This window comes from Sphingomonas koreensis, assembly GCF_002797435.1.
GTDB lineage: Bacteria > Pseudomonadota > Alphaproteobacteria > Sphingomonadales > Sphingomonadaceae > Sphingomonas > Sphingomonas koreensis.
On sequence record NZ_PGEN01000001.1, the window covers coordinates 2895570 to 2918695 of the forward strand.

22 protein-coding genes are annotated in these 23126 nt (G+C 64.3%); 8 read left to right on the forward strand and 14 right to left on the reverse strand.

Annotation, left to right across the window (positions count from 1 at the left end; translation table 11 throughout):
- Positions 1-69: 69 nt before the first annotated feature.
- Positions 70-720 (forward strand): class I adenylate-forming enzyme family protein, encoded by a 651-nt coding sequence (locus BDW16_RS13765; RefSeq protein WP_277868949.1) that lies wholly within the window; start codon positions 70-72, stop codon positions 718-720.
- Positions 721-795: 75 nt separating this feature from the next.
- On the opposite strand, the gene BDW16_RS13770 is transcribed toward BDW16_RS13765, so the two are convergent.
- Complete coding sequence (locus BDW16_RS13770) at positions 796-3111, reverse strand: TonB-dependent receptor (RefSeq protein ID WP_066580639.1); 2316 nt, start codon at positions 3109-3111, stop codon at positions 796-798.
- A gap of 172 nt (positions 3112-3283) precedes the next feature.
- Positions 3284-4099 (reverse strand): metal-dependent hydrolase, encoded by an 816-nt coding sequence (locus BDW16_RS13775; protein WP_157926344.1) that lies wholly within the window; start codon positions 4097-4099, stop codon positions 3284-3286.
- Between the two features lie 133 nt (positions 4100-4232).
- On the opposite strand from BDW16_RS13775, the gene BDW16_RS13780 reads away from it, so the two are divergent.
- Positions 4233-5771, forward strand: coding sequence for an acyl-CoA synthetase (locus BDW16_RS13780; RefSeq protein WP_174532073.1), 1539 nt, complete (start codon positions 4233-4235; stop codon positions 5769-5771).
- Here BDW16_RS13780 and BDW16_RS13785 read toward each other — a convergent pair whose 3' ends face one another.
- From BDW16_RS13785 to BDW16_RS13800, 4 genes are all read right to left on the reverse strand, one after another.
- Complete coding sequence (locus BDW16_RS13785; protein WP_066580745.1) at positions 5772-6512, reverse strand: SDR family NAD(P)-dependent oxidoreductase; 741 nt, start codon at positions 6510-6512, stop codon at positions 5772-5774.
- On the reverse strand, positions 6509-7846 hold the full coding sequence (locus BDW16_RS13790) for a spinster family MFS transporter (protein ID WP_066580643.1): 1338 nt from the start codon (positions 7844-7846) through the stop codon (positions 6509-6511). Before BDW16_RS13790 ends, BDW16_RS13785 begins: the two co-directional genes overlap by 4 nt.
- 91 nt (positions 7847-7937) lie before the next feature.
- Positions 7938-8486, reverse strand: a complete 549-nt coding sequence (locus BDW16_RS13795) for a glutathione peroxidase (protein ID WP_066580645.1) — start codon at positions 8484-8486, stop codon at positions 7938-7940.
- Positions 8483-9334 (reverse strand): amidohydrolase family protein, encoded by an 852-nt coding sequence (locus tag BDW16_RS13800; protein ID WP_066580646.1) that lies wholly within the window; start codon positions 9332-9334, stop codon positions 8483-8485. The genes BDW16_RS13795 and BDW16_RS13800 overlap by 4 nt, the downstream gene beginning before the upstream one ends.
- A 114-nt stretch (positions 9335-9448) precedes the next feature.
- Between BDW16_RS13800 and BDW16_RS13805 the strand changes: the two genes are divergently transcribed.
- Both BDW16_RS13805 and BDW16_RS13810 read left to right on the forward strand, forming a co-directional pair.
- Entirely contained in the window at positions 9449-10057 is a 609-nt protein-coding gene (locus BDW16_RS13805; RefSeq protein WP_066580648.1) for a UGSC family (seleno)protein, read from the forward strand.
- Positions 10058-10060: 3 nt separating this feature from the next.
- Positions 10061-11113 (forward strand): hypothetical protein, encoded by a 1053-nt coding sequence (locus tag BDW16_RS13810; RefSeq protein ID WP_066580650.1) that lies wholly within the window; start codon positions 10061-10063, stop codon positions 11111-11113.
- 4 nt (positions 11114-11117) lie between these two features.
- Here BDW16_RS13810 and BDW16_RS13815 read toward each other — a convergent pair whose 3' ends face one another.
- The 8 genes from BDW16_RS13815 to BDW16_RS13850 form a co-directional block, all read right to left on the reverse strand.
- Complete coding sequence (locus BDW16_RS13815) at positions 11118-11642, reverse strand: nuclear transport factor 2 family protein (RefSeq protein ID WP_066580652.1); 525 nt, start codon at positions 11640-11642, stop codon at positions 11118-11120.
- Position 11643: 1 nt separating this feature from the next.
- The gene (locus BDW16_RS13820; RefSeq protein ID WP_066580654.1) at positions 11644-12633 is read right to left on the reverse strand and encodes an acyl-CoA dehydrogenase family protein; all 990 of its coding nucleotides are present in this window, start codon (positions 12631-12633) and stop codon (positions 11644-11646) included.
- On the reverse strand, positions 12630-13790 hold the full coding sequence (locus BDW16_RS13825; protein ID WP_066580656.1) for an acyl-CoA dehydrogenase family protein: 1161 nt from the start codon (positions 13788-13790) through the stop codon (positions 12630-12632). The genes BDW16_RS13820 and BDW16_RS13825 overlap by 4 nt, the downstream gene beginning before the upstream one ends.
- Before the next feature lie 4 nt (positions 13791-13794).
- Positions 13795-14568: an SDR family NAD(P)-dependent oxidoreductase gene (locus BDW16_RS13830; protein WP_198585794.1), complete on the reverse strand. Its 774-nt coding sequence runs from the start codon at positions 14566-14568 to the stop codon at positions 13795-13797.
- Between the two features lie 110 nt (positions 14569-14678).
- The gene (locus BDW16_RS13835) at positions 14679-15401 is read right to left on the reverse strand and encodes an SDR family NAD(P)-dependent oxidoreductase (protein ID WP_157926345.1); all 723 of its coding nucleotides are present in this window, start codon (positions 15399-15401) and stop codon (positions 14679-14681) included.
- Between the two features lie 44 nt (positions 15402-15445).
- A complete protein-coding gene (locus tag BDW16_RS13840; protein WP_066580661.1) occupies positions 15446-16246 on the reverse strand; it encodes an enoyl-CoA hydratase-related protein in 801 nt (266 codons plus the stop codon).
- Complete coding sequence (locus BDW16_RS13845) at positions 16243-16956, reverse strand: SDR family NAD(P)-dependent oxidoreductase (protein ID WP_066580663.1); 714 nt, start codon at positions 16954-16956, stop codon at positions 16243-16245. The genes BDW16_RS13840 and BDW16_RS13845 overlap by 4 nt, the downstream gene beginning before the upstream one ends.
- Positions 16957-17055: 99 nt before the next feature.
- On the reverse strand, positions 17056-17886 hold the full coding sequence (locus BDW16_RS13850; RefSeq protein ID WP_083954409.1) for a metal-dependent hydrolase: 831 nt from the start codon (positions 17884-17886) through the stop codon (positions 17056-17058).
- 285 nt (positions 17887-18171) lie between these two features.
- Here BDW16_RS13850 and BDW16_RS13855 point away from each other — a divergent pair, with 285 nt between their 5' ends.
- From BDW16_RS13855 to BDW16_RS13870, 4 genes are all read left to right on the forward strand, one after another.
- The gene (locus tag BDW16_RS13855; protein ID WP_066580666.1) at positions 18172-18957 is read left to right on the forward strand and encodes an IclR family transcriptional regulator; all 786 of its coding nucleotides are present in this window, start codon (positions 18172-18174) and stop codon (positions 18955-18957) included.
- A gap of 36 nt (positions 18958-18993) precedes the next feature.
- Entirely contained in the window at positions 18994-20205 is a 1212-nt protein-coding gene (locus tag BDW16_RS13860) for a CaiB/BaiF CoA transferase family protein (protein WP_198585795.1), read from the forward strand.
- Between the two features lie 95 nt (positions 20206-20300).
- On the forward strand, positions 20301-21476 hold the full coding sequence (locus tag BDW16_RS13865; protein WP_100362875.1) for a thiolase family protein: 1176 nt from the start codon (positions 20301-20303) through the stop codon (positions 21474-21476).
- A gap of 19 nt (positions 21477-21495) precedes the next feature.
- Positions 21496-23121 carry an AMP-binding protein gene (locus BDW16_RS13870; protein ID WP_066580670.1) on the forward strand — a complete coding sequence of 542 codons (1626 nt, stop codon included), beginning with the start codon at positions 21496-21498 and terminating at the stop codon, positions 23119-23121.
- Positions 23122-23126 lie beyond the last annotated feature (5 nt).

Here is a 23126-nt window from a genome sequence, read left to right on the forward strand (position 1 = left end):
AGGAGCAACCTTATCCAATGGCCGGCTTTTACACCGCCGCGCTCAGCAAATCACCGGCGCTCCAGTGGCCTGGTTTGTCACCGCCCTGCACAGTTCGAAGCGGCCTATGACGTCAAGGTCATCTGGGCTTATGGCGCGACCGAGTTTTGCGGGACGATCATCAGCTGGACCCCGGCGCTCTATGAAGCCTATCGCGACAGCAAGCGCGGCGCGATTGGAAAGGCGCTTCCCGGCATCGAACTGCGTGTCACCGACCCCGAGACGGGCGAACCCGTGGCTGCCGGCGAGGTCGGATATCTCGAAGCGATCGTGCCGGTGGTGAAGGACGGCTGGATCCGCACCACCGACCTGGTGACGATCGATATGGACGGCTTCGTCTTTCACCGCGGGCGCGGCGACGGTGCGATCGTCCGGGGCGGGTTCAAGGTGCTGCCTGAAAAGATCGTTTCGGCGTTGCAGGAGCACCCTTCGGTCCTTGACGCGGCCGTTGTCGGCCTGCCCGACGCACGGCTGGGCGAGGTTCCTGTCGCAGCGGTCGAGCTGCGCGACGGCGCACCGCGCGTCGGCGAGGAAGCGCTGCGCGACTACGCCAAGAAGATGCTGGTCGTGCACCATGTGCCGGCCCGCATTCTCATCCTTGACCAGTTGCCGCGCACGACCTCGCTCAAGGCCGATCTGGGCGCGATCCGGCGCTTGTTCGCTGAAACCGAGCCGGCCTGAACCCCGCCTGCCATCGGCAATGAAAAGGGGAGCCGGTCGGAACCGGCTCCCCTTTTCTGTTCGACGCCTGTCCCTTCAGAACTCGAACCGCACCTCGAAGCCATAGGTGCGTGGCGCACCGACAAACCCTGCAGTGTAGCCAAGGCCCGTATTGGCCAGTTCGGTGCCGCTCGCGACATATTCGGCGTTCAGCAGATTCTTGGCCCACAGGCTGGCGCTGATGCGGCTACCGCCGATGTCGCGCAGGTCGACCCGCGCATTCACCAGCGTATAGTCACGCATGATCGACGTCGGCGACACGCGCTGTTGCGCCGTGACCCAGTTATTGTCGGACATGTTGGTCTTTGTCTGATGGTAGAGATCGACCCGCGGCGCGAGCTCTCCGGCATTGCCAAGCGGTATGCGCAGCCCGAAATTCGCGCCGATCGTCCATTCGGGCGTTCCGGCAAATTGCGAGCCGGAAAGATCGACGCCATTGGCGATCCAGCGGCGATAGGCTGCATCGACATGGGCGATGTTGACGCCGAAATCGATGAGATCGACCGGTTGAAGCTGCAGCTCGACCTCGAAGCCCTTGATCGTCGCTTCCGCCGCATTGACGATCGTCTGGGTGAAGACCCCGTTGATGAGCGACCCCTGGTTGCGCTGGATGTTGCGATAGTCCTGGGTATAGGCGGCGATGTTCAGCCGTCCCCTGCCGGTACCCATGCGGAAATCGGTTTTCATGCCGATTTCATAGTCGGTCACGTCCTCGGGCAGGAACGGCGTGAACTGGGCCGGCGTCGTTGCGGAAATGTTGAAGCCGCCCGTGCGGTAGCCGGTGCGATGGGCGAGATAGACCAGCACACCGCGCGCGATCTTATAGTCCGCGGTGAGCGAATAGGTGAACTTGTCATAGCTCTTCGAATAGGAGGTGAGGCACGGGTTCAGCGGCACGCCCGCGCCATCGACCAGGCGGCAACTGCCATTGCTGACGATGTTGCGCGTGGTGAGCTGGCGAAGATCATGGGTCTGGCGTCCGCCTGCGGTGAATGAAAGCCCGGGCGCGAAAGACGGGCGCCAGGTGAACTGGGCAAAGGCCGAATAGCTTTGATTGCGGACCGGGTCGGCGAAGGTGACGCGGTCGCCCTGATAGATGCCGCCGGCGGAGACCCCGCCCTGACCGCCGGTCTGCTGGCGGTCGCTGCCGCGCTCGAGGAAATAGAAGCCGCCCAGGATATAGTCGAGGCTGCCGCCAAAGATCGTGCCGAGCAACTGAAGCTCGTCGCTATATTGCCGCACCGTCATGTCTTCGCGGGACGGGAAATAGGGAATGACGCTCCCGGCCGCATCGGTGAATGTCAGGCTGGACCCGTCGAGATCGAACGGGATGCTGGAACTTACGAAGCGATAGCCTGCGATGTTTTTGAGCGTGACCCCCTGGGCGATGTCGATCTCGGTCACGTTGGAGACCGAAAAGGTCTTGATCTTCGTCTTGAGGACAAGGTCGCTGGTCGTGCTGTGAAACGGCAGCGCATTCACCCGGTTGAGTTCGGCGACCACGTTGGGGGCGGAGCCGAACCCGATCCCCGGAAGCCGGCCGAGCAGCTTGTAGCCGATGCCGTTTTCGTCGGCGCGAAACCCGCTGACAACTGTCCGGTTCTCGATGCCATCCGCCGGCGACAGGGTCAGCGACACCCGCCAATTGTCCTTGTGCTCGTCATCGAGCTTCTGGCCGGTGGTGACATTGTTGGTGAACCCGTCGCGACGCTGGAGCGATCCCGCGACGCGCAGCTTGGCCCAGTCTGCCAGCGGGACGTTCACTGCGCCTTCGAGCCGCCAGGCATTATAGTTGCCGTAGCCGCCGACGACATAGCCCTCGAACTGGTCGGTCGGCGCCTGTGGCGTGATCAGCATCGCGCCGCCGGTGGTGTTGCGGCCGAACAGCGTACCCTGCGGCCCCTTTAGCACCTGAACCGATGCTACGTCGAAAAAGGCGGAGTTCAGTCCCTGCGGACGGTTCTGCACGACATCGGCAAAATATACCGCCACCGCCGGATCCTTGGTAATATAGGGATCGAACTGGCGCTGGCCGCGGATCGCGACCTGCAGCACGTTTGAGCCGAATGCCGAGGGCTGGATCGTGAGGCCCGGTACCTTCTGGGGCAGATCCGCGACCGTGACGATGTTCGCTTCGACCAGCGAGTCCGAGGTGAGCGCGGTCACCGCGAGCGGCACGTCCTGCAGCCGTTCTTCGCGACGTCGCGCGGTAACGACGATTTCCTGCGTGCCACGCTCGAGCTGCGGATCGACTTGGGCGTCAGGCGCGCTGGTTTGGGCAAATGCCGGTGCCGTGCCCGCGGCGATGCCCATGACGAGCGGTGCCAACAGGATTCGTGTGAAGCGGGTCATTCGAGGTTTCTCCCCATGATGTTTTGCTTTTTTGTTTTGTCTTGTTGCCCGTCCGGCTGAGCCGGTTATCGAACCCGCCGGACGTGCCGGCATCCTGCCGCGCGGTTCAATGTGACGAAACGTCAATTCCTTCCCGGAACCGAACGATCACGGATATGCTGCGGTCGCTGGTTCAGCCCGGCGGGGCGAGCGATGCGAGATAGGCGGTCATCGCCGCCGAAGGCCGTTTGCGAGACGGGTTGTAGAAGGGCGACAGCACGGTGAGCATCTGTTTCAGGTCGCGCTTGCGGGTCATCTTGCGGTGCCCCGCGACCCTGATCTTAGACTTCTCCCGCTGCGCCTCCGACATGCTTTCCCGGTCGATCGCGATCAGATAATCGGCCACGCCGTCCATGAAGCGGGTCAGGTGGCGATAGGCGTAGAGATAGCCCCAGCAGCGATAGAGCCATGCTAACGGGCCGCGCCCGTAAAGCGTGTGATAGACGTCGAAACAGACGTGGCGGTGCTCGAACTCTTCGGCCAGATGCCATTTCCAGAGCTCGAGTGCAGCCGGGTCGGCGCTGCGCTCGAGCAGCGGAAGGACCTGAAAAAAGGTTTCCGCATTGCTCGATCCGATCGCCTCAAACCCTTCCGAATATGCGAGGTTGAAGCGCAGGGACCGGTTCTCGAGCCAGTCCCGATATTCTGCGGCGAGCCGCTTCTCAAAGTCGATCAGGCCGGGATAACCCTTTTCGCGCAGCATCTTGTTGAAAGCGTTGTGGCGCTTGCAATGCTCGACTTCCTGCTTGTTGAAGACCTCGATATCGCGGGAGAGTTGCGGGTCGTGGCTTGCCACGCGGGGCCGCGCCTTGAGCATGACCCGGACCAGATAGGGCTCGATATGCGAGGGTACGATCGACGCCGCATTGTAATGCTGCGCCAGCTCGCTGTTGCGCGACCAGTGCGGATCGACCGAGCCGAATTCCATCTTGGGATATCGTGGGGTCATGGTGGCGGGATAGGCCAGCCTTGCCCGCGCGCCCATATTGTCGCGTCATTCAGCATATGGGTGATGGAGCGGCCTTGCCTCTTGTTCCGGTACGAGATGCGGCAAAGGGTGGCGCAAAGCCGGAGAGGAATTCATGAGCAAAGCGACGCTGCCGCATCTCGCGCACCATGCGAGGGAAACGCCCGACCGGCCTGCGGTGATCATGGCTGGCGCGGGCACGCTGCTGACCTATGCCGAACTCGAAGCGCGTTCGGATGCACTGGCCGGCCAGCTTGCGGCAGAAGGCATCAAGGCCGAGGACCATGTCGCGATCCTGATGGAAAATCGCGCGGACTTCATGGTCGCGGCCTGGGCCGCGCAGCGCGCCGGCCTCTACTATACACCGGTCAACTGGCATCTGACCGCCGACGAGGTCGGCTATATCGTGCAGGACTGCGGTGCACGCGCGATCCTGTCGAGCGAGGCAAGGCGCGACGTGCTGGCTGGGGTGGCCGAGACCTGCGCCGATGTGGCGATCTGGTTGTGCGATCGCGGCGGCCCCTCCGGATTTGCACCCGAAAACGGTGACCCGCCGGCGGCGGCAGACTATGCGTCGCTCGAAGGTTCCTCGATGATCTATTCGTCCGGCACATCCGGGCGACCCAAGGGAATCAAGCGCCGCATCACGGGCGCGGCGTTCGGCCAGCTTGGCGCGGGCGACCAGATGCTTCGCGGCCTCTATGCCTGGGACGCGGAGACGATCTGCCTCAACCCCTCGCCCTTGTACCATGCCGGGCCGCTCAATTTCGCGATGTCGACCCACCGGTCGGGCGGAACGGTCGTGCTGATGCGCGACTTCGATCCGCTCGAGGCGCTCGAGGCGATCGGGAAATACCGGGTGAACAAGGCCTGGCTGGTGCCGACGATGATGATCCGCATGCTCAAGGTGCCGGATCGCGATCGCTATGACATCAGCAGCATCACGCATGCGGTCCACACCGCGGCGCCCTGTCCGCAGGATACCAAGCGGGCCATGATCGACTGGTGGGGACCGGTGCTCTACGAATTCTACGCCGCGACCGAAGGCAATGGTCTGACCGCGATCACGCCGCAGGAATGGCTGGCACATCCCGGTTCGGTGGGGCGCTCGCCCGATGTCCGGATCGTCGGGGAGGATGGCGCGGTGCTGCCGGCCGGCGAGGTGGGCGTGATCTATTTCGCGTCGGACTGGACGGTGTTCGAATATCACAATGATCCGGCCAAGACCGCCGAAGCGCATGACCGCAACGGTTGGACCACGATCGGCGACATGGGATATCTGGACGAGGAGGGCTATCTCTACCTCACCGACCGCAAGACCAACATGATCATCGCCGGCGGGGTGAACATCTACCCGCAAGAGGCGGAGAATGTGCTCGCCGTCCATCCGGCGATCGAGGATGTCGCGGTGATCGGCGTGCCGCACCCCGAATATGGCGAAGAGGTGAAGGCCGTGGTGCAGCTGGCGGCCGGACAGTCCGCATCGGCTGAACTGGCCGCCGAACTGGTGGCGCACTGCCAGTCGAAGCTGGCCAAATACAAATGTCCACGCAGCGTCGATTTTGTCGAGGCGCTGCCGCGCATGCCCAACGGCAAGCTGCTCAAGCGCGACTTGCGCGCGCGCTACTGGAACGACGCGAAGATCCGCATCTGATCAGTGAAAGGTGCGGCCGCCATCGACTGCCAGCACCGTGCCGGTGACATAGGAGGAGGCTTCGCTGCTCAGGAACAGGATCGCCTCGGCGAGCTCAGAGGGCCGTGCGACCCGCTTCATGGCATATTGCTGGACGAATGGCGCGTCGTCCGGGCGCGCATAGCCACCGAGCACGCCCTGGACCATCGGCGTATCGACGATACCCGGGGCGACGACATTGGCGCGGATCCTGGGTGCGAGCTCCGCGCCCAGTGCCTTGGTGAAGGCGACAAGCCCCGCCTTGGTCGCAGCATAGGCGGCGATGCCCGGCGCGTTGGGCAACAGCGCCTGCCCCGAGGCGATGTTGACGATCGTCGCGTTCCCGGTGACCTGCAAATGGGGCAAGGCCGCGCGACAGATCAGATAGGGCGCGGTCAGGTTGATCGCGACGAACCGGTCCCAGCTTTCGCGGTCAAGCGCGTCGAGCGGCTGCGATCCGGCGATGCCCGCGCCATTCACGATGCCGTCGATCCCGCCCATCGCCTGCGCCGCCTTCGCTACGGCCGCGAGCAATTGAGCTTCGTCCGCCAGATCGGCGAGCACTGCCGTTCCACCGCTTGCCTGGGCCGCCGATCGCAAGAGGTCGTCGCTGCGATCCAGCAGCGCCAGCGCCGCGCCTTCGCGAGCGAATAACTCGGCCGTCGCGCGACCGATGCCGGAGGCCGCGCCGGTGATCAGGATCCGTCGCCCGGCCAGCTTCATGCCACGGCCTCCGCCGCCCGCCGCGCAGGTGCCAGCGCCAGCCGGAACAGGGCGGCCGCACACAGACCTACAACCACATACATGATCGTCAGCGACCAATGGACCTGCATCGGATCGTGAAGCACGAAGGTGGTGATGAACGCGACCGAGGGCGGTCCAAGGCACATGCCCATCAGGTTGAACACCAGCACGAACAGCGCGGAAATACGCCCGCGATATTCATTGGGTGTCACGATCTGGAGGTGCGCGACGGCCGGGCCGGTGAACGGCTGGAGAAAATGGAGCAGCGCATAGGCCGGGATGAACAGCCAGAGGATGCCATCGGCAAGCTGGAAGGCGATGATCGCCATCGCGACGCCGATCAGGCAGGCATAGACGAAGTATCGCAGATGCGCGTCGCGCTGGCCGCGCGCGAACCAGCGATCGACGAACCAGCCACCGAAGATGAAACCGGGAATGCCGCTGAGCGCGCCGACGGTGCCGAGAATGATGCCGACCTCCGCAACACCGAGGCCGTAGCGGCGCATCAGCATCGCCGGTGCCCAGGCCGCAGTGCCGTAGGCCATGACCGCGACCAGCCCGAAGCCGAGGAAATGACAGATGAAATAGCGGCGGTTGGCGAGGAGGAAGTGCATCACGCCCCGATCGGGAGCGTCAAGGTCGAGCTGGCGGTGCCGGCGAACCGGCTCGGGAACGAGGAACATCAGGGCGGCGATGCCGACGCCGGGCAGCCCGGTGACGAGGAAGACCAGCTGCCACGGCTCCAGCACGCCGACACCCGGCAATGCCATGGCACCCATCGCCTCGAACTTCGCGATCAGTGCGCCCCCTGCCATATAGGCGAGCGCGCCGCCGATCGACGATCCCGTCGCGAATACGCCCAGCGCCAGGGCCAGGCGTCTTGGCGGAAACAGGTCGGCGATCATCGAATAGGCAGCGGGCGACAGCGACGCCTCCCCGACACCCACGCCGAAACGAGCCAGAAGCAGATGGGTGTAGGTGGAGGCGAGCCCGCAAGCACCCGCCGCCAGCGACCACAGGGTCATGCCGAAATAGATGATCTTGCGCCGTGAATAGCGATCGACGAGCCATCCGATCGGCAAGCCGAACACGGCATAGAACAGGCCGAACGCCACGCCCTGGAGCAGTCCGATCTCGAAATCGCTGACGCCGAGGCTGGCCTTGATCGGTTCGACCATGAGCGAGATGATCTGCCGGTCGAGATACGACATGATCGCGACGAGCAGCAGGATCGTCACGCTGAACCAGGCGATGCGCGGCGAAACCGCCGATTGGACGTCGGCTTCCGCAGCAACCGTGTCGACTGTCCTCATCCCCTGGCCTCATTTCCTTGTTTTCGGGCATGATGGGTCAAGCCCAGGCGCCGGTCACGCCTTCGCGCCGATTGCGCACATCTATGCTCGATCAGCGCGGAAGCTGTTCTTCGATCGCTGCGAGGATCGCCGGGTCGGCGGGCAGCGTATCGGGCGCGAACCGCGCGGTGACGCTGCCGTTCGGAGCCAGCACGAACTTCTCGAAATTCCATTGCACTTCGGGTGGCGGGTTCACCGCGATGCCGTGGCTCTCCAGCCTGGCACGCATCGCGCCGCCGCTGGTGCTGACGGCGGCAGGCTGCGCCTCGATCAGCGCAGCATAGAGCGGGTGCTTGTCCGGGCCCGCCACGACCATCTTGGCGAACATCGGGAAATCCACGGCATAGGCGGACTGGCAGAAGTCGGCGATCTCGGCATCCGTTCCCGGCTCCTGCCCGCGGAAATCGTTGGATGGAAACCCCAGCACTTCGAACCCCCGGTCGCGATAGGTGCGGTACAGCGCCTCGAGCCCTTCATATTGCGGGGTCAGGCCGCATTTGGAGGCAGTGTTGACGATCAGCAGCGCCTTGCCGGCATGTTCGGAGAGCCGCGTCTCGCGGCCGTCGATCATTCTTACCGGAATGTCCTGAAGCTTCGTCATGGCGATGCAGTTCCTTTGCCGTTTGCTGGCGGATGTGACCAGTGCTGCTTCCAATCCAGCCAGCGCAGGATTGCGCCGCCCATGACCTGATCGCGCGCTTGTCCTTTGAGCCAGGGCAGCTCCTCGTGGAAGAAGCGCACCAGCATCGGATAGGGGCAGGGCAGGCGGCTGAGGTCCGATCCCCAGAAGGTCCGTTCGGCGCCAAAGGCGTCGAACAGCCGCCGCAGATAGGGGGTGACGTCGGGCCAGGGATGGCCCGCCGCGCTGTAGCCGGGCAGGCAGGTTGCCTTGATAGCGACATTGGGCAGCGCGGCCATCGCGATCACCTCCTCAACCTGCGCGAACGCCGTTGCGCCAGTCTTGTGAACCCGCGCACCCATATGATCGATGATCAGCCGCAGCGCGGGATATTCGCGCGCGATACGGGCGAGCAGCGGCACCTTGCCGGCAGGGGCGATCATGAGCGGGACATTCTGCGCCTGCGCTTCGGTCCAAAGCCAGTGATCGACAGTCTCGGTACCCAGGATGATCCGGGCGCCCAACATGCCGGGCTGATGCCGCCACCGGGCCAGCGAACGCAGATCGGGCGGCAGGCGCCCCATCACCGCGAAGCGGTCCGGGTGCGCCGAGGCGGCGGCAAGGACGAGGTCGTTGCGTTCCCCTTCCCAGGAAGGCGGGACAAGGATCGCGCGGGTGACGCATGCTGCGTCCATCGCCGACAGCGCTTCGGCCGCGGTCATCGGATCGTCGCGCTGAGCCCGGGCGGTCCGGCCACCGGTGCCGGCGCGGGGCCATGGACGCTCGGGGCAATCCGCTCCCCAGACATGGATCTGCGCATCGACGATCATGTGCCGACGATAGCATCGCAGCAGCGATCCGGCCCATCACCTGTGTGATCAAACGCCCGGTTGCTTGATCCAGGAAGATGGACGGAGAATCGTCGCCGGCGAAGGAGAGAGTGCATGACCGGCCGCCTGCTCAGCCCCCTCGGCACGAACAGCGTCGAGCGCCATCCCATCGCCCCGCGGCTCGATACGCTGAACGGCAAGAGGATCGGCCTGCTCGACAACACCAAGAAGAACGCGGCGCTGCTGCTCAAGGCGGCAGGCGAGATCCTGCAGCGCGACTATGGCGTCGCGGAGGTGCATTCCTACCGCAAGATCAGCTCGTCGCCCGGCGCTCCCGCGGCGATGCTGGACGCACTGGCGGCGTGCGACGCGGTGATCAACGCTTATGGCGACTGCGGCTCGTGCACGTCCTGGTGCATCCATGACGGCGTGACGCTGGAGAAGCGCGGCGTGCCGACCGCGACCGTCAACAGCGACGCGTTCGTGGTGCTCGGGCAGCAGGAGGCGATCGCACTGGGCCTGCCCGGACTTCCGATCGTGATGGTGCCCCACCCGATGGGCGACGTCGCAGCAGAAATCGTTGTCGAACGTGCGCACGGGATGATCGAACAGGTGGTGCGGGTCCTGACCGGCAGCGCGGCGCAGCTCGAGAGCGACTACACCGACCGCTATATCGGCGAGCGCAACAATTTCGCGCGTAGCAACATGTTCTGCGAGATCTGATCCATGACCGACGACCGATTTCTCGACCTGGCCGACGATCTCGATTTCGAGGCGGCGAACGAGGCGCTCTATCAGCTGGGCGTGACCGACGGGCTGCCCGTGATCCCGCCGACCGAAGCGCGGGTGTCGCGGATGCTGGCCGGGACACGCCGCGATGCTGGCCAGTCGCTTGGCGCGATGGGGCCGGGTTACGGCAAGGCGACGATCGAGAAGATCGCGGTCAACGCAGTCATGGCAGGTTGCCGTCCCAAATATCTGCCCGTGCTGATTGCCGCGTGCGAGGCGATGCTGGAGGACGAATTCAATCTCTATGGCATCAACGCCACCACCCATCCCGTCACGCCGATGCTGGTCGTCAATGGTCCCGCGGTCGAGCGGCTGCGCATCAACTCGGGCTATAACTGCATGGGGCCGGGCTGGCGTGCCAATGCGACCATCGGACGGGCGATCCGCCTGATCCTCATCAATATCGCCGGAGGATCACCGGGAAATGGCGACCGCGCAACGCATGGCACGCCCGCCAAATTCTCCTTCTGCATGGGCGAAAACGAGATGGCATCGCCCTGGGAGCCGCTGCACGTCCGCCGAGGGTTCGACCCCGCAGTAAGCACCGTCACCGTTCACGGTTCCGAAGCGCCCCATGAGATCAATAATCATACCAGCGAGGATGGAGCGGGCATCCTCAAGACCTTCGTCAGCACGCTCTCGACGCTGGGCCATAACAACAGCTATCTCGGGCATGGCGAGGTCGCGATCTGCATCGGCCCCGAACATGCCGACACGATCGCGCGCGACGGCATCGGTCTGCGCGAGGTTCAGGACTATCTGTTCGCGAACGCGGGCAACAGGCTGTCCAGACTGGTCGGGATCACCCGTGACAATTACGATGCCATGGCGCCCTTCAACCGTGACTCGGCGAGTGATCCGTTCGTGCCGCTGGTGTCGCGCCCGGAGGATTATCTCCTCTATGTGGCAGGCGGCGTCGGCAAGCACAGCATGGCCATGCCGAGCTTTGGCCTGACCAGATCGGTGACCAGGGCGATCGAACTGGATTGACCGGTCAGGGCTGCGCCGGCGGGCTCCGCCGCAGCCGTTCGATCACATCGTCGAGGTCGCGCCGTCCCTCATGGCGGCCGCCCATGTCGAGGATCAGCGCGGGGTCGACCGGCGCGTTCAGCACATGATCGACAACGAAGCTGCGATGCGCGATCCGCCAGCCGCCGTCGCCCCGAGCGAAGCTGTCGCCATAGCGGACACGGTAGATGCGATCGACCGCCGGGGTGCCCCTATGCTGCTCGACGGCGAGGCACCAGCTTTCGACGAATGCGGTGTCGGCCGCGGTGAACTCGATCAGGTGATTGGCCACCATATGCGACGCACGGGGGACGCCGGGGTGGCGCGCTGCGACCGTTGCGATGAAATCCGCCACCGGCACCGCACCATCGCCCTTGTCGATGATCGCGTCTGGGTGGAACACGCTCGCGAGCAGAGCCATGTCGATCCGGTCGATCGCGCGGCAATAGAGATAGAGCTGCTCCTCGATCTGCAACCGGTCGACGATGCGTTGGGGCGACCAGTCGCGCATTCTAGGCTGCGCGCCGGTTGCCGGCATCGGCGATCGCCGGCCAGAATTCCTCGCGGCTGCAGGTCACGAACCCGCCGGCAAGGCGGCGGCGCCAGAACTGGACGCTGCCGAAATCGTCCCGCCAGGCCATCAGCCGGCGCGTGCGGTGGTTGAGCGCATATTCCTTGCTGAACCCCATCGCGCCATGAACCTGATGGCCGATGCCGATCGCGGCGTCGGCGGCATCGCCCAGCCGCGAGCGAGCGGCAGCGATGAGCGTTTCGCTGGCCGCGTCCGCCGCTGCTTCGGCAATACCGGCGGATGCGAGCATATGCGCGGCGAGCTCGGCCAGCATCTGCTGGATCACCTGGAATTTCGAGATTTCACGGCCGAACTGCTTGCGCTCGCCCGCGTAATCGATGCTGCGTGCCAGCGTCCATTCGATCGCGCCCAACATCTGCCCCGCGCGCAGAATGGCGGCGGTGCGCAACGCGGCGGACGTGTCGAGCGCGACGATCGCGCCGAGTGAGCCTCTCAGCGTGTCGCGCGGCTCGTCCGCCGCATCGAGCGCAGGTTCGATGTCCCAATTGGCCGAGGCGCTCAGCGAAATGCCGGACGGGGTGACCGCCAGTACATGATCGACGCCGCCGCCCCAGGGCACCGCATGCAGCATGGCCGCGCCATCGTCGGCAAAGGCAAGCGCGATCAACCCGTCTGCGGGGTCAAGTCCGGCCTCGGCCAGCAGCTTGTTGCCCAGCATCGTTTCGACAATCGGTCCGGGTGCAGCAGCGGCACCCATGGCGCGCAGGATCGCAAAGGAATCGCCGATATCCGCGCCGATCCCGCCCTGGCCCTCGGGTACCAGCATTCGGGTGACGCCATTCTCCTCCAGCGCTTCGTAGAGCGCCGCCGGTAGCGTGCGCTGTTCGCTCGCCTCGATCCGGCTCTGGTCGAGCGTGTCGGCAAGGATCTGTTCGACCGTTTCGCGGAAGAATGCGCGGTTCTCGCTCATCTCAGGCCAATCCCACGCGCGATGATCCCGCGCAAAATCTCGTTGGTACCGCCACGAATGGTGAAGGCGGGTGCATAGACCTGCGCATGGCTCAGCAGGCGCCCCAGCCGCGCATTGCGGCCATTGGCAGTCAGATCTTCGGAGGCGACGAGGTTGCGCACGACGCGCACCGCCTCCTGCTCGAATTTGGTACCGAGGTCCTTGACGATCGAGGCCTCGAGATTGGGTGACAATCCGCGCTGGATCATGCTGGCTACCGACATTGAAAGCTGGCGCAGCGATAGGAGATGCGAGAGCAGCCGCCCGAGTTCCTCAAGGCTCGCCGGCTGGGCGTCCGGGCCGAGAATGTCGATCAGTTCGGAGACCAGCCGGAAGCTCGACAGCCACCGTTCGGGTCCGGATCGTTCATAAGCGAGTTCGGCCGAGACCTGGTTCCAGCCATTGCCTTCCTGCCCGATCAACGCGTCGTCCGGGACGAACACGTCCTCGAGCAGCACCTCGTTGAAGTCATGTTCGCCGGCCATCGAGATGATCGGACTGATGGTGACGCCCGGCGTCTTGAGATCGACGATCAGCTGGCTGAGACCGGCATGGCGCGAACCCTCGACCGTCGAGGTCCGAACGAGCGTGATCATGTAGTGAACGCGGTGTGCATTGGTGGTCCAGATCTTGCGCCCGTTGATGCGCCAGCCGCCCGCGACCTTTTCCGCGCGCGCCTTGAGCGAGGCGAGGTCGGACCCCGATTCCGGCTCGCTCATCCCGATGCAGAAATAGCAGTCACCCGCAGCGATCCGGGGCAGGTAGAAGTCTTTCTGCGCGTCGTTTCCGAACTTGAGCAGAACCGGACCACTCTGCCGGTCCGCTACCCAATGTGCGCCGACAGGGAGTGCGGCGGCGAGCAGCTCCTCGTTCATCACATAGCGCTCGAGCGCGGTTCGCTCGCCGCCGCCATATTGCCTGGGCCAGGTCAGGCCGATCCATCCCTGTGCCGCGATCCGCTTGGTGGTTTCGATATCGAAGCCGAGGCCGATCTTTTCCGGCGGCGGCAAATGCCCTTCCGCGCGTTCGCGTGCGACGAAAGCGCGGACCTTCGCACGCAGCGTCTCGGCGGCTTCGGGGAGTTCGGGCAGATCCAGATGAAGGGCGGTCGCGGACATAGGCTCAGGCCGTGATGTGCGAACCGCCATTCACCGACAGATGCTGTCCGGTGATGAAGGCGGCGGCGGGAGACAGCAGGAAGGCGATGGAATTGGCCGCCTCCTCCTTGGTCAGGAACCGGCCGAGCGGAATATTGGCGAGATAGCGATCGCGGAATTTTTCGCTGCGCACCGTCTCGGTCATGTCCGTCTCGACGATACCATAGGCGACCGAGTTGGTGCGGATCCCGTAGCGGCCCCATTCGCGTGCGGCCGACATGGTCAGGCCCAGTACGCCGGACTTGGCCGCGCCATAGTTGATCTGGCCGATCGTGCCCTTGCGGCCCGCATCCGACGAGATGTTGACGATGGCCCCGGGATCGCTCTCGCCGCTCTTGGCGCGAGCGATCATGTCCATGCCGACCGCCTGAAGCATGTTGAACGCGCCGGTCAGGTTGACGTCGATCACCGCCTGCCAGTCATCGGCGGTCATCTTGTCGATCATTGCAGTGCGGGTGATGCCCGCATTGTTCACCAGGCCATGGATCCCGCCGAAGCGCGCAGCGGCCTCCGCCACAGCCTGTTTCACGAACGCGCGATCCGTGACGCTGCCGGCGATCTTCATCGCCTTGCCCGAATCGAACGATGCCAACGCCGCGTCGAGTTGTTCTTCGCTGCGATCGAGCAGGATGACATTGGCGTCGAGCGCCGCGCAAAGCTGTGCGGTCGCCAGCCCGATCCCCTGTGCAGCTCCCGTGATCAGGATGGTTCGGCCTGACAGGTTCATTGGATTGATCACGAAATATTCCCCGAAATCGAAGTCTCCCGATCCGGTATGACGCGGCGCGCTCAGGGGGCAACCAGCGCAGGGCAAGCATCACGGGGATGCTGAAACAGCGTCAGGAATGCCTATCCTGGCATGGTCGCGCCGCCATTCACCCGCAGGATCTGACCGGTGACATAGCGGCTGGCATCGGAGGCGAGATAGAGCATGGCATGGGCGATGTCGGCAGGTTCGCCGGTTGCGCCGATCGGCGAACGGGCAGCGTTGCGGCGGAGCGTTTCCTCGAGCTTGTCCGCTGTCATTCGCGCCTGACCGGTCATCCCCGTCAGGACGAAGCCCGGCGCGACGGCATTGACGCGTATCTGCTTCGGCCCAAGCTCGACCGCCAGGCTGCGCGTCAGCATGTTCACCGCGGCCTTGGTCATCGCATAGACCGACAGGCCCGCCATTGGTTGGTCCGCGGCATTGGACGACACGTTGATGATCGTGCCCCCTCGCGTCCCCATTGCGCGCGCTGCGGCGGCGCACCCCCAATAGGTGCCGTCCATGTTGATCCGCACGATGCGCGCATAGGCATCCGGCTCGGCATCGACCAGATCGAACAGGCCCGCCGTGCCGGCGACATTCGCCCAGATATCGATCGGCGCGATGGACGCGGCGAACCGGGCCAGCCGTTCGAGTGCCTGGGGGGCGGACAGATCGGCGGCAAAGGCATGCGCGCGATTGCCGATCTCGGCTGCGCGTGCGGCCAGCATCCTTCCGTCGATATCGGCCATCACGACCGTTGCACCCATCGCGGCATAGAAGCGTGCCGTTTCGAGCCCGATGCCGGATGCTGCCCCGGTCACGACAGCGAGCCGCTCGTCCAGCCGATATACCGCAAGCGGATCCATCACTTGCCCTTATAGGCGGGCGGGCGCTTTTCCACCGCAGCGGCGACCGCCTCATACTGATCGTCAGTCTGTTGGACGACGGCCTGCATCGCCGATGCGATCTCCAGTGCGGCGGACAGATCGAGCCGCGCCGACTCGCGCAGCAATCGCGTATTGAGCCGGATCGAATGGGCGGGATGCCGGGCGATCCGCTTCGCGAGTGCCCTGGCTTCGTCGAGCAGCGCGGCGTGCGGCACCACGCCACTGACAAGCCCGATCTCGAGCGCACGCGCGGCATCGATCGTGTCGCCGGTAAGCGCCAGTTCCGCCGCAGCCGATGCGCCGATCGCGCGATTGAGGAACCATGCCCCGCCGGCCGCCGAAGTCAGACCGAGCTTGATGAAGCTCTCCGCGAACTTTGCCCGTTCCGACGCGATGCGCATGGTGCACATCGTGGCGAAGTCCATCCCAGCGCCCATCGCCGCGCCATTGACCGCTGCGATCGAGGGGACTTCGAGGTCATATAGCGCGCGGGCGATCGTCTGCACGCCGGCCTGATAGGTCCGGCGAATTTCCGCCGCATTGCCTGCGAAGTGATTGGCGCGGGCATACATGTCCTTGATGTTGCCGCCCGCGCAGAACACGTCGCCTGCACCCGTCAAGATCACACAGCTGACGCTCATGTCCGCATTGGCTTCGGCGCAGGCGGCAACCAGCGCGCGCGTCAGCTCGGGGCTCAGCGCATTGCGCGTCGCGGGATCGTCGATCGTCAGGATCAGGATCGGCCCCTCACGCTCGGCCTTGAGGACGGGGCCGCTCATGCAGAAGCCCTTTCGCGTGCCGTTTCGGGTTTGCCGATCTGGTCGCGTGATTCCAGCCTCAGGATCGGTCCGGCGAAGGTTTCGGGATCTTCGATGATCGCGCAGACATGCTCGCCGACCTCGGTGTCCATCACCCAATGCGGTTCGGCGATATCGCGCTTGCGCTCGCCGTTGATCATGCTGATCAGCATCAGCTCGCGTATCTGCGCGCCGTCGCGATATTCCCTGGCGAAGCCGCGGTACATCATCCGTTGTGCCGCCTGGAGCATCGAAAGCTGCGCCATTTTGGGGAGGATGAAGTCCGCTGTGCCGCCGCCGATCCCGACCAGCATCCCGTCTCGCGGCAGCCGCGGGAGCATCGCCTTGATCGCATGGAAATGGGTCAGCAAATTGGTCGCATAGACCTCCGCCATTTCGGCGCTCGACCATTCGAGCAGGGGCTTTGCCGCATTGGGTGCATTGACCGCGATGGCGACTGCATCGATGTCCCCAAACGGCACCTGCGCTGCCTCCCACAATGCGATCGCGGCTTCCACCGAGCCGAGATCGCCGACCACGGTGGCGATGCCCGAGCCGTCGTCATAGCGAACAAGGCGCTCGGCGTTTCGGTCCCCGGCGACAAGCCGGAAGCCCCGTGCGTGCGCGCCGCGGACGATGCCCTGTCCGATGTCCCCGCAAGCGCCGAGGACGAGAAGCCGTTTGGCTGCCATTTTGCTGTTCCTTCCGGGCACGATCCTAGCCGCGGTGCCGCGCGCTGACACCGTGGCGCCGACGATCAACACATCCGTGCTGGGATGGCCCGGGATAGCCTAGGCTGTCGCGGCAGCCGGCTTGCGGGCGTAGCGATCGAGGACTTCCTGTAGGCCGCGCGGCGGCAACCGGTCGGCGGGCTTGTAGAAAGGCGACAGGATGCGCTTGAGATGCGCCTTGGCGTGCCGAGCGGTGACCTGCTGGACATGCTGCTGCCGTGCGATCGAGGCGGCGCGTTCCTCCGCGTTCATGCCCTCGCGGTCCTTATCGAGCAGATAGGTCTGCACTTTGCGCACATGGCCGCGGATATGCTTCACCGCGTAGAAGAACGCCCAGATACGATAGAGATAGGCGATCGGTCCGCGACCGAACAATGCGTGATAGACATCGTGCGCCACCTCGCGATGCTCATATTCCTCAGCCAGATGCCATTTCCACATTTCGACCGCCTCGGTATCGGCGCCCTCGAGGAATGGCGCGAAATCCTCGAAGAAATTGTCGACCGCGACGGAACTGACCGCCTCGAATCCCTCCGAATAGGCGACGTTGAAGCGCAGCGACTTGGTCTTCAGGAAGCGATCGTAATCCGCTTCATATTCCTTCTCGATCCCCAGCATGCCTTCATAACCGTCAGCGCGCAGCGCCTTGTTGAACAGCAGATGCTGCCGGCAATGCTGCATCTCCTGCTTGATGAAGATCGCCAGATCCTTGTGAAGTTTCTCATATCGGGCGGGCAGCGCAGCCTGCGCTTGCAGCATCACCTTGACCAGATAGGGTTCGATATAAGCCGGGACGGTCGATGCCGCGTTCTGCATCTGCGCGAATTCGCGATGCGGCGCCCAATGCGCCCGGACTTTCGAGAAATCCCATTTGGGAAAGCGTACCTGCATCATGCCTCTCCGGATGCGGCGGTTCTACGATCCGCCATGGCCAGAAAATAACATATTGTCGGCTTTTCGGGGAGGAGGGTGCAGCATATCACATATGTGATCCGTCTGCTATGGACAGCACGGATGTGATTGAGGCAGCTTGCGGTTGCCGATGGATCGCAAGCGCTCGTCAGCAGCGCCGAAATTAGGAGAGAACCGATGGCACGTCGCCGTTCGGCCCCGTCGCGAGACCGTATTCTGGTTCGCGCGCCGATTGAGAACAAGACCGTCAAATCTGCCGGTCGAGTGCTTGAAATCCTTGAATATTTTGACGATCTGCAACGCCAGTCGACGGTGATGGAGATCGCCGATGCGCTTGGCTATCCCCAGTCCAGCACCTCCGCGCTCCTTCGTAGCCTGGTAAGCCTGGGTTACCTCAACTATGATCCCATGGCGCGCACCTACATCACCTCGAGCCGCGTTGCGCTCCTTGGCAGCTGGGTGAACTCGCAGTTCTTTGCAGAGGGCGCCATCATCTCCATGATGAAGGAGCTGAACGAGCAGACGGGCGACACCATCGTCCTTGCCGTGCGCAACGGTCTGCATATCCAGTATATCCATGTGATCCAGGCGACCAGTCCGGCGCGACTGCACATGACGCTCGGGACCGTGCGGCCGCTCGCCGCATCGGGCGCGGGCTATGCGCTGCTCAGCACCATGACCGATTCGGAGATCACCCGGCTGGTGATGCGGATCAATGCCGAGGCGCAGGATGGGGAAGCCCTGGTCAAGATCCGCGACCTGCTCGAGGAGATCGCCGTGATCCGGCGCAAGGGCTATGCCTTCACCTGCGACATGGTGACCCGCGGCGGCGGCATCATCGCCGCGCCGTTGCCCCGGATCAGCGGCCAGCAGCGCATGATCGTCGGCATCGGCGGCATCAGCGAGGTGATGCGCGGGCGCGAGGAGGAATTGTCCAAGGCACTGATGGAACAGATCGACGCGCGCTTCGGCCGCGGCAGCCGCAACGTCGTGCAGATGCCCAACCGGGAGCCGTCGCGCATTATCATGCCGAGCCTGCAAACCGCGTGATGCGCGACCTGCCAATCTGACCAATCGGGGGATCGAATGACGAACATGAACAAGGGCGCGGCACCCCTTGCCGGGCGCCGTGTCCTTGACTTGTCGCGTGTGCTGGCCGGCCCCTGGTGCACGATGGTGCTCGCGGACCTGGGCGCCGAGGTCACCAAGGTCGAGCATCCGCGCGGCGGTGACGACACGCGCCATTGGGGCCCGCCCTATACCGGTGGCGAGTCGGCCTATTATCTGTGCGCCAATCGCAACAAGCGCAGCGTCGCGCTCGATATCTCGAAGCCCGAAGGACAGCGCATCGTGCGCGATCTGGCGGCGCAGGCCGATGTGCTGGTCGAGAATTACAAGCTGGGCGGGCTGGAGAAGTTCGGCCTCGACTATTCGTCGATCGCCGCGATCAACCCGCGCATCGTCTATTGTTCGATCTCGGGCTATGGGCGGCGCTCGCCCATCGCGGAGCGGCCCGGCTATGATTATGTGATCCAGGCCGAAGGGGGGCTGATGTCGGTCACCGGCCCGGTTGATGGCGAGCCGATGAAGGTCGGGGTGGCTGTTGCCGATCTTTTCACCGGCATGGCTGCGGCACAGGCGATCCTGGCGGCGCTGATCGCCGCCGATCGCGACGGGGCCGGGCAGCATCTCGACATGGCGCTCTATGATTGCCAGCTTGCGATGCTGGCCAATGTCGGCAGCGCCGCGCTTGTCGCCGGCACCGAGCCGCGCCGCTATGGGAACGGCCATCCGACGGTCGTGCCCTATCAATTGTTCGACACCCTCGACGGACAGGTGGTGGTCGCGGTCGGCAATGATGCGCAGTTTACGGCCTTCGCAACCCGCCTGCTCGACCGGCCCGATCTCGCGACGGATGAACGGTTCGCGAAGAATGGTTCGCGCGTTGCCAATCGCGATGCGCTGCTGGCGGAGATCATGCCGCTGATGCGCCGGCACACGACCGAATGGTGGCTGGCGGGCCTGCGATCGGTCGGCGTACCGACCGGCGCGGTGCGTCAGGTTGGGGAAGCGCTCGCCGCGCCGGAAGCGACTGCGCGCGATATGGTCGCTACGGTCGCGCATCCCAGCGCAGGCGAGGTGAAGCTCGTTGCTTCCCCGCTCAAGCTTGGCCGTACGCCGGTTGTCTCGCCGGTCGCCCCGCCGATGCTGGGCCAGCACAGCCGGACCGTGCTGGCAGAGCTCGGCTATCGAGCGGACGAGATCGAGGCGCTCTTCGAGACGGGCGTCATCGCCTGAACGCGGTCACGTATGTGATGAAACAGACAGTTGCACACGCAGCTTTGGAGAACTGACATAATGTCAGCTATGTCGCGGGCAGGAGAAGGATGAACATGGCGGGAATCGACGTCGTCATCACTGGCATCGGGCAGTCTGCGGTCGGGCGAAAGCTGGCGCAGTCGGGGCTCGAGCTGACAGTGGACGCGGCCCTGGAGGCGATCGCCGATGCCGGGCTGACCGTTGCCGACATCGACGGCATGTCGACCTTTCCGGGCCGCCGGCCCGATGCGATCCCGTTCTCTCCCGTCGGCACGATGGATCTCAAGGAAGCGCTCGATTTCAAACTGAACTGGTTTGCCGGGGCGATGGAAGGGTCGGCGCAGCTTGGTTCCATCATCAATGCCTATGCTGCGATCAAGGCGGGGTTGGCGCGGCACGTCCTGTGTTTCCGTACCGTCAAGGAAGGGTCGGGCGGGGCGTCGTGGAAGGAGAATGCCGAAGTCCGCACGCAACGCGTTCGGCTCGACGGCGAATTTCAGTATATTTTCCCCTATGACGCGATCTCGGCGACCAACTGGTTGTCGCAATATGCGCAGCGCCATTTTCATCTGTACGGGACCCGGCGCGAGCATCTTGGCGCGATCGCACTCAACGCGCGGCGCGGCGCGATGGACAATCCCAAGGCGCTGTTCCGCGATCTAATGACGATGGACGATTATCTGTCGGCGCGGATGATCAGCACGCCGTTCGGCCTGCTCGATTGCGACGCACCGACCGATGCCTCGACCGTGATCCTGCTCTCCGCCGCGGATGCGGTGGCAGACCGCAGCAAGCCGGTCGTGCGCATCGACTCGGTGGGTGGCGGCATCCATGGCCGGGCCGCCTGGGACCAGGCGGACATGCCGCGCATGGCGGCACATGATGCCGCGCGGATGCTGTGGTCGCGAACCGATTTGAAGCCTGCGGACGTCGATGTCGCGCTGCTCTATGATGGGTTCAGTTTCCTTGCATTGACCTGGCTCGAGGCGATGGGGTTTTGCGGGATCGGCGAGGGCGGCGCCTTTGTCGAAGGCGGCAGCCGAATCGCGCGTGACGGCGCGCTGCCGCTCAATCCTCATGGCGGGCAATTGTCCGGTGGGCGCACCCATGGCTTCGGTTTCATTCACGAAGCTGTGGTCCAGCTTCGCGGGCAGGGCGGAGCACGGCAGGTTGCCGGAGATCCCAAGGTTGCAGCGGTCACCAATGGCGGCGGTCCGATGGCGGGCGCGATGCTGCTGGTGCGCGACTGAACAAGATGAGAGGACGATCATGACGAACCCCAACTGGTCCCCCGGCACGCAGACGACCACGGTCGAAGTGCTGCGGAGCGCCCTGGCGAAGCGCGGCCCCAACTGGGAGTTCGTGGATTATTCGGGCGAGAAGTACACGCTTGGCTTCCTCGATGCGCAGAGCACGAGCCTTGCCCATGCCTTGCGGGCATCGGGCGCGCGTGCCGGCGAATGCGTGATATCGATCCTCGACAACTGCGTCGAACAGCTGCTGCTGTTGTTTGCCTGCGCAAAGATCGGCGCGGTCCATGTCCCGCTCAATACCGCTTATAAGGGCGAGTATCTGCGCCACCAGGTCGCGGACTCGCGGGCCGCCGTGCTCGTCGCCGAAAAGGAATATGTCGAGCGGCTGATCGCGATCGAGGGCGGCCTGCCCGACGCCCGGGTACTGCTGATCAAGGGCGAGCTGCCGGAAGGCATGGCGGCGCACAAGCTCGAGATGCGCATGCTCGCCGATGTGCTGGTCCCCACCGAGGAACCCACGGGCCATGAGAGCAAGCCCGGCGATCTTGCGATGCTGGTCTACACCGCTGGCACCACCGGACCCTCCAAGGGCTGCATGATCAGCCAGAACTATCTGTGCAACCAGGCACGACAGCTTGCGACCTGCCTTCATTATGACGGGGATGATGTCGTGTGGACGCCACTGCCCGGCTTCCACATGAATCAATATTCCGCGACCGTCCTGTCGTCGATGATGGTGGGCGGGAAATGCGCGATCTATCCGCGCTTCTCGGTGTCGCGCTTTTGGGACGAGCTGGAGCGGGTCGGCGCGACCGTCACCCATATCCTCTCGTCGATGGTGCGGTTCGTGGCCGAGGCGCCCGACAACCCCGCCTCGTTGCGTTACAAGGGCAAGCTGCGCGTGGCAGGGGGCGCACCGTTTCCCGAAGAGCTGCAGACGATCTGGCGCGAACGCTTTGCGCCCAAGCATGTCCATGCGCCGGTTGGCTATGGCCTGACCGAATGCGCGATCGTCACCAGTGTCGACATGACCGTGCCGCGCCCCACCGCAAGCTCGGGCACCCACAATGACGATTTCGAAGTGATGATCGTCGATGATGACGACGCCGAGGTCGCAGACGACACGCCGGGCGAAATCCTGGTCCGCCCGAAAAAGCCCCATGTGATGTTCGAGGGCTATTGGGGCCGGCCCGCCGAAACGATGAAGGTGCTCAAGAACTTCTGGTTCCATACCGGCGACATCGGCAAGTTCGACGCTGACGGTTGGTTCTACTTCCTCGACCGGAAGAAGGACTATCTGCGCCGCCGCGGCGAGAATATCTCGTCGATGGAAGTGGAGGGGGTGTTCAGCCTGCATCCCGCAATCCAGGAAGTCGCCGTCCATGCCGTGCTGGCCGACCTGGAGGACGATGTGAAGGCGACGATCGTCCTCGTCGAGGGGGCGGCGCTGACCGAGGAAGAACTGTGCCGCTGGTCGGTTGAGAACCTGCCCTATTTCGCGGTGCCGCGCTTTATCGAATTCCGCGCGGCGTTGCCCAAGAATCCCGTCGGACGTGTGCTCAAATATGAGCTGCGCGATCAGGGGATCACCGAGGCGACCTGGGACCGCGACACCTCATCGGTCGAACTGGTCAAGCGCTGAGCTGA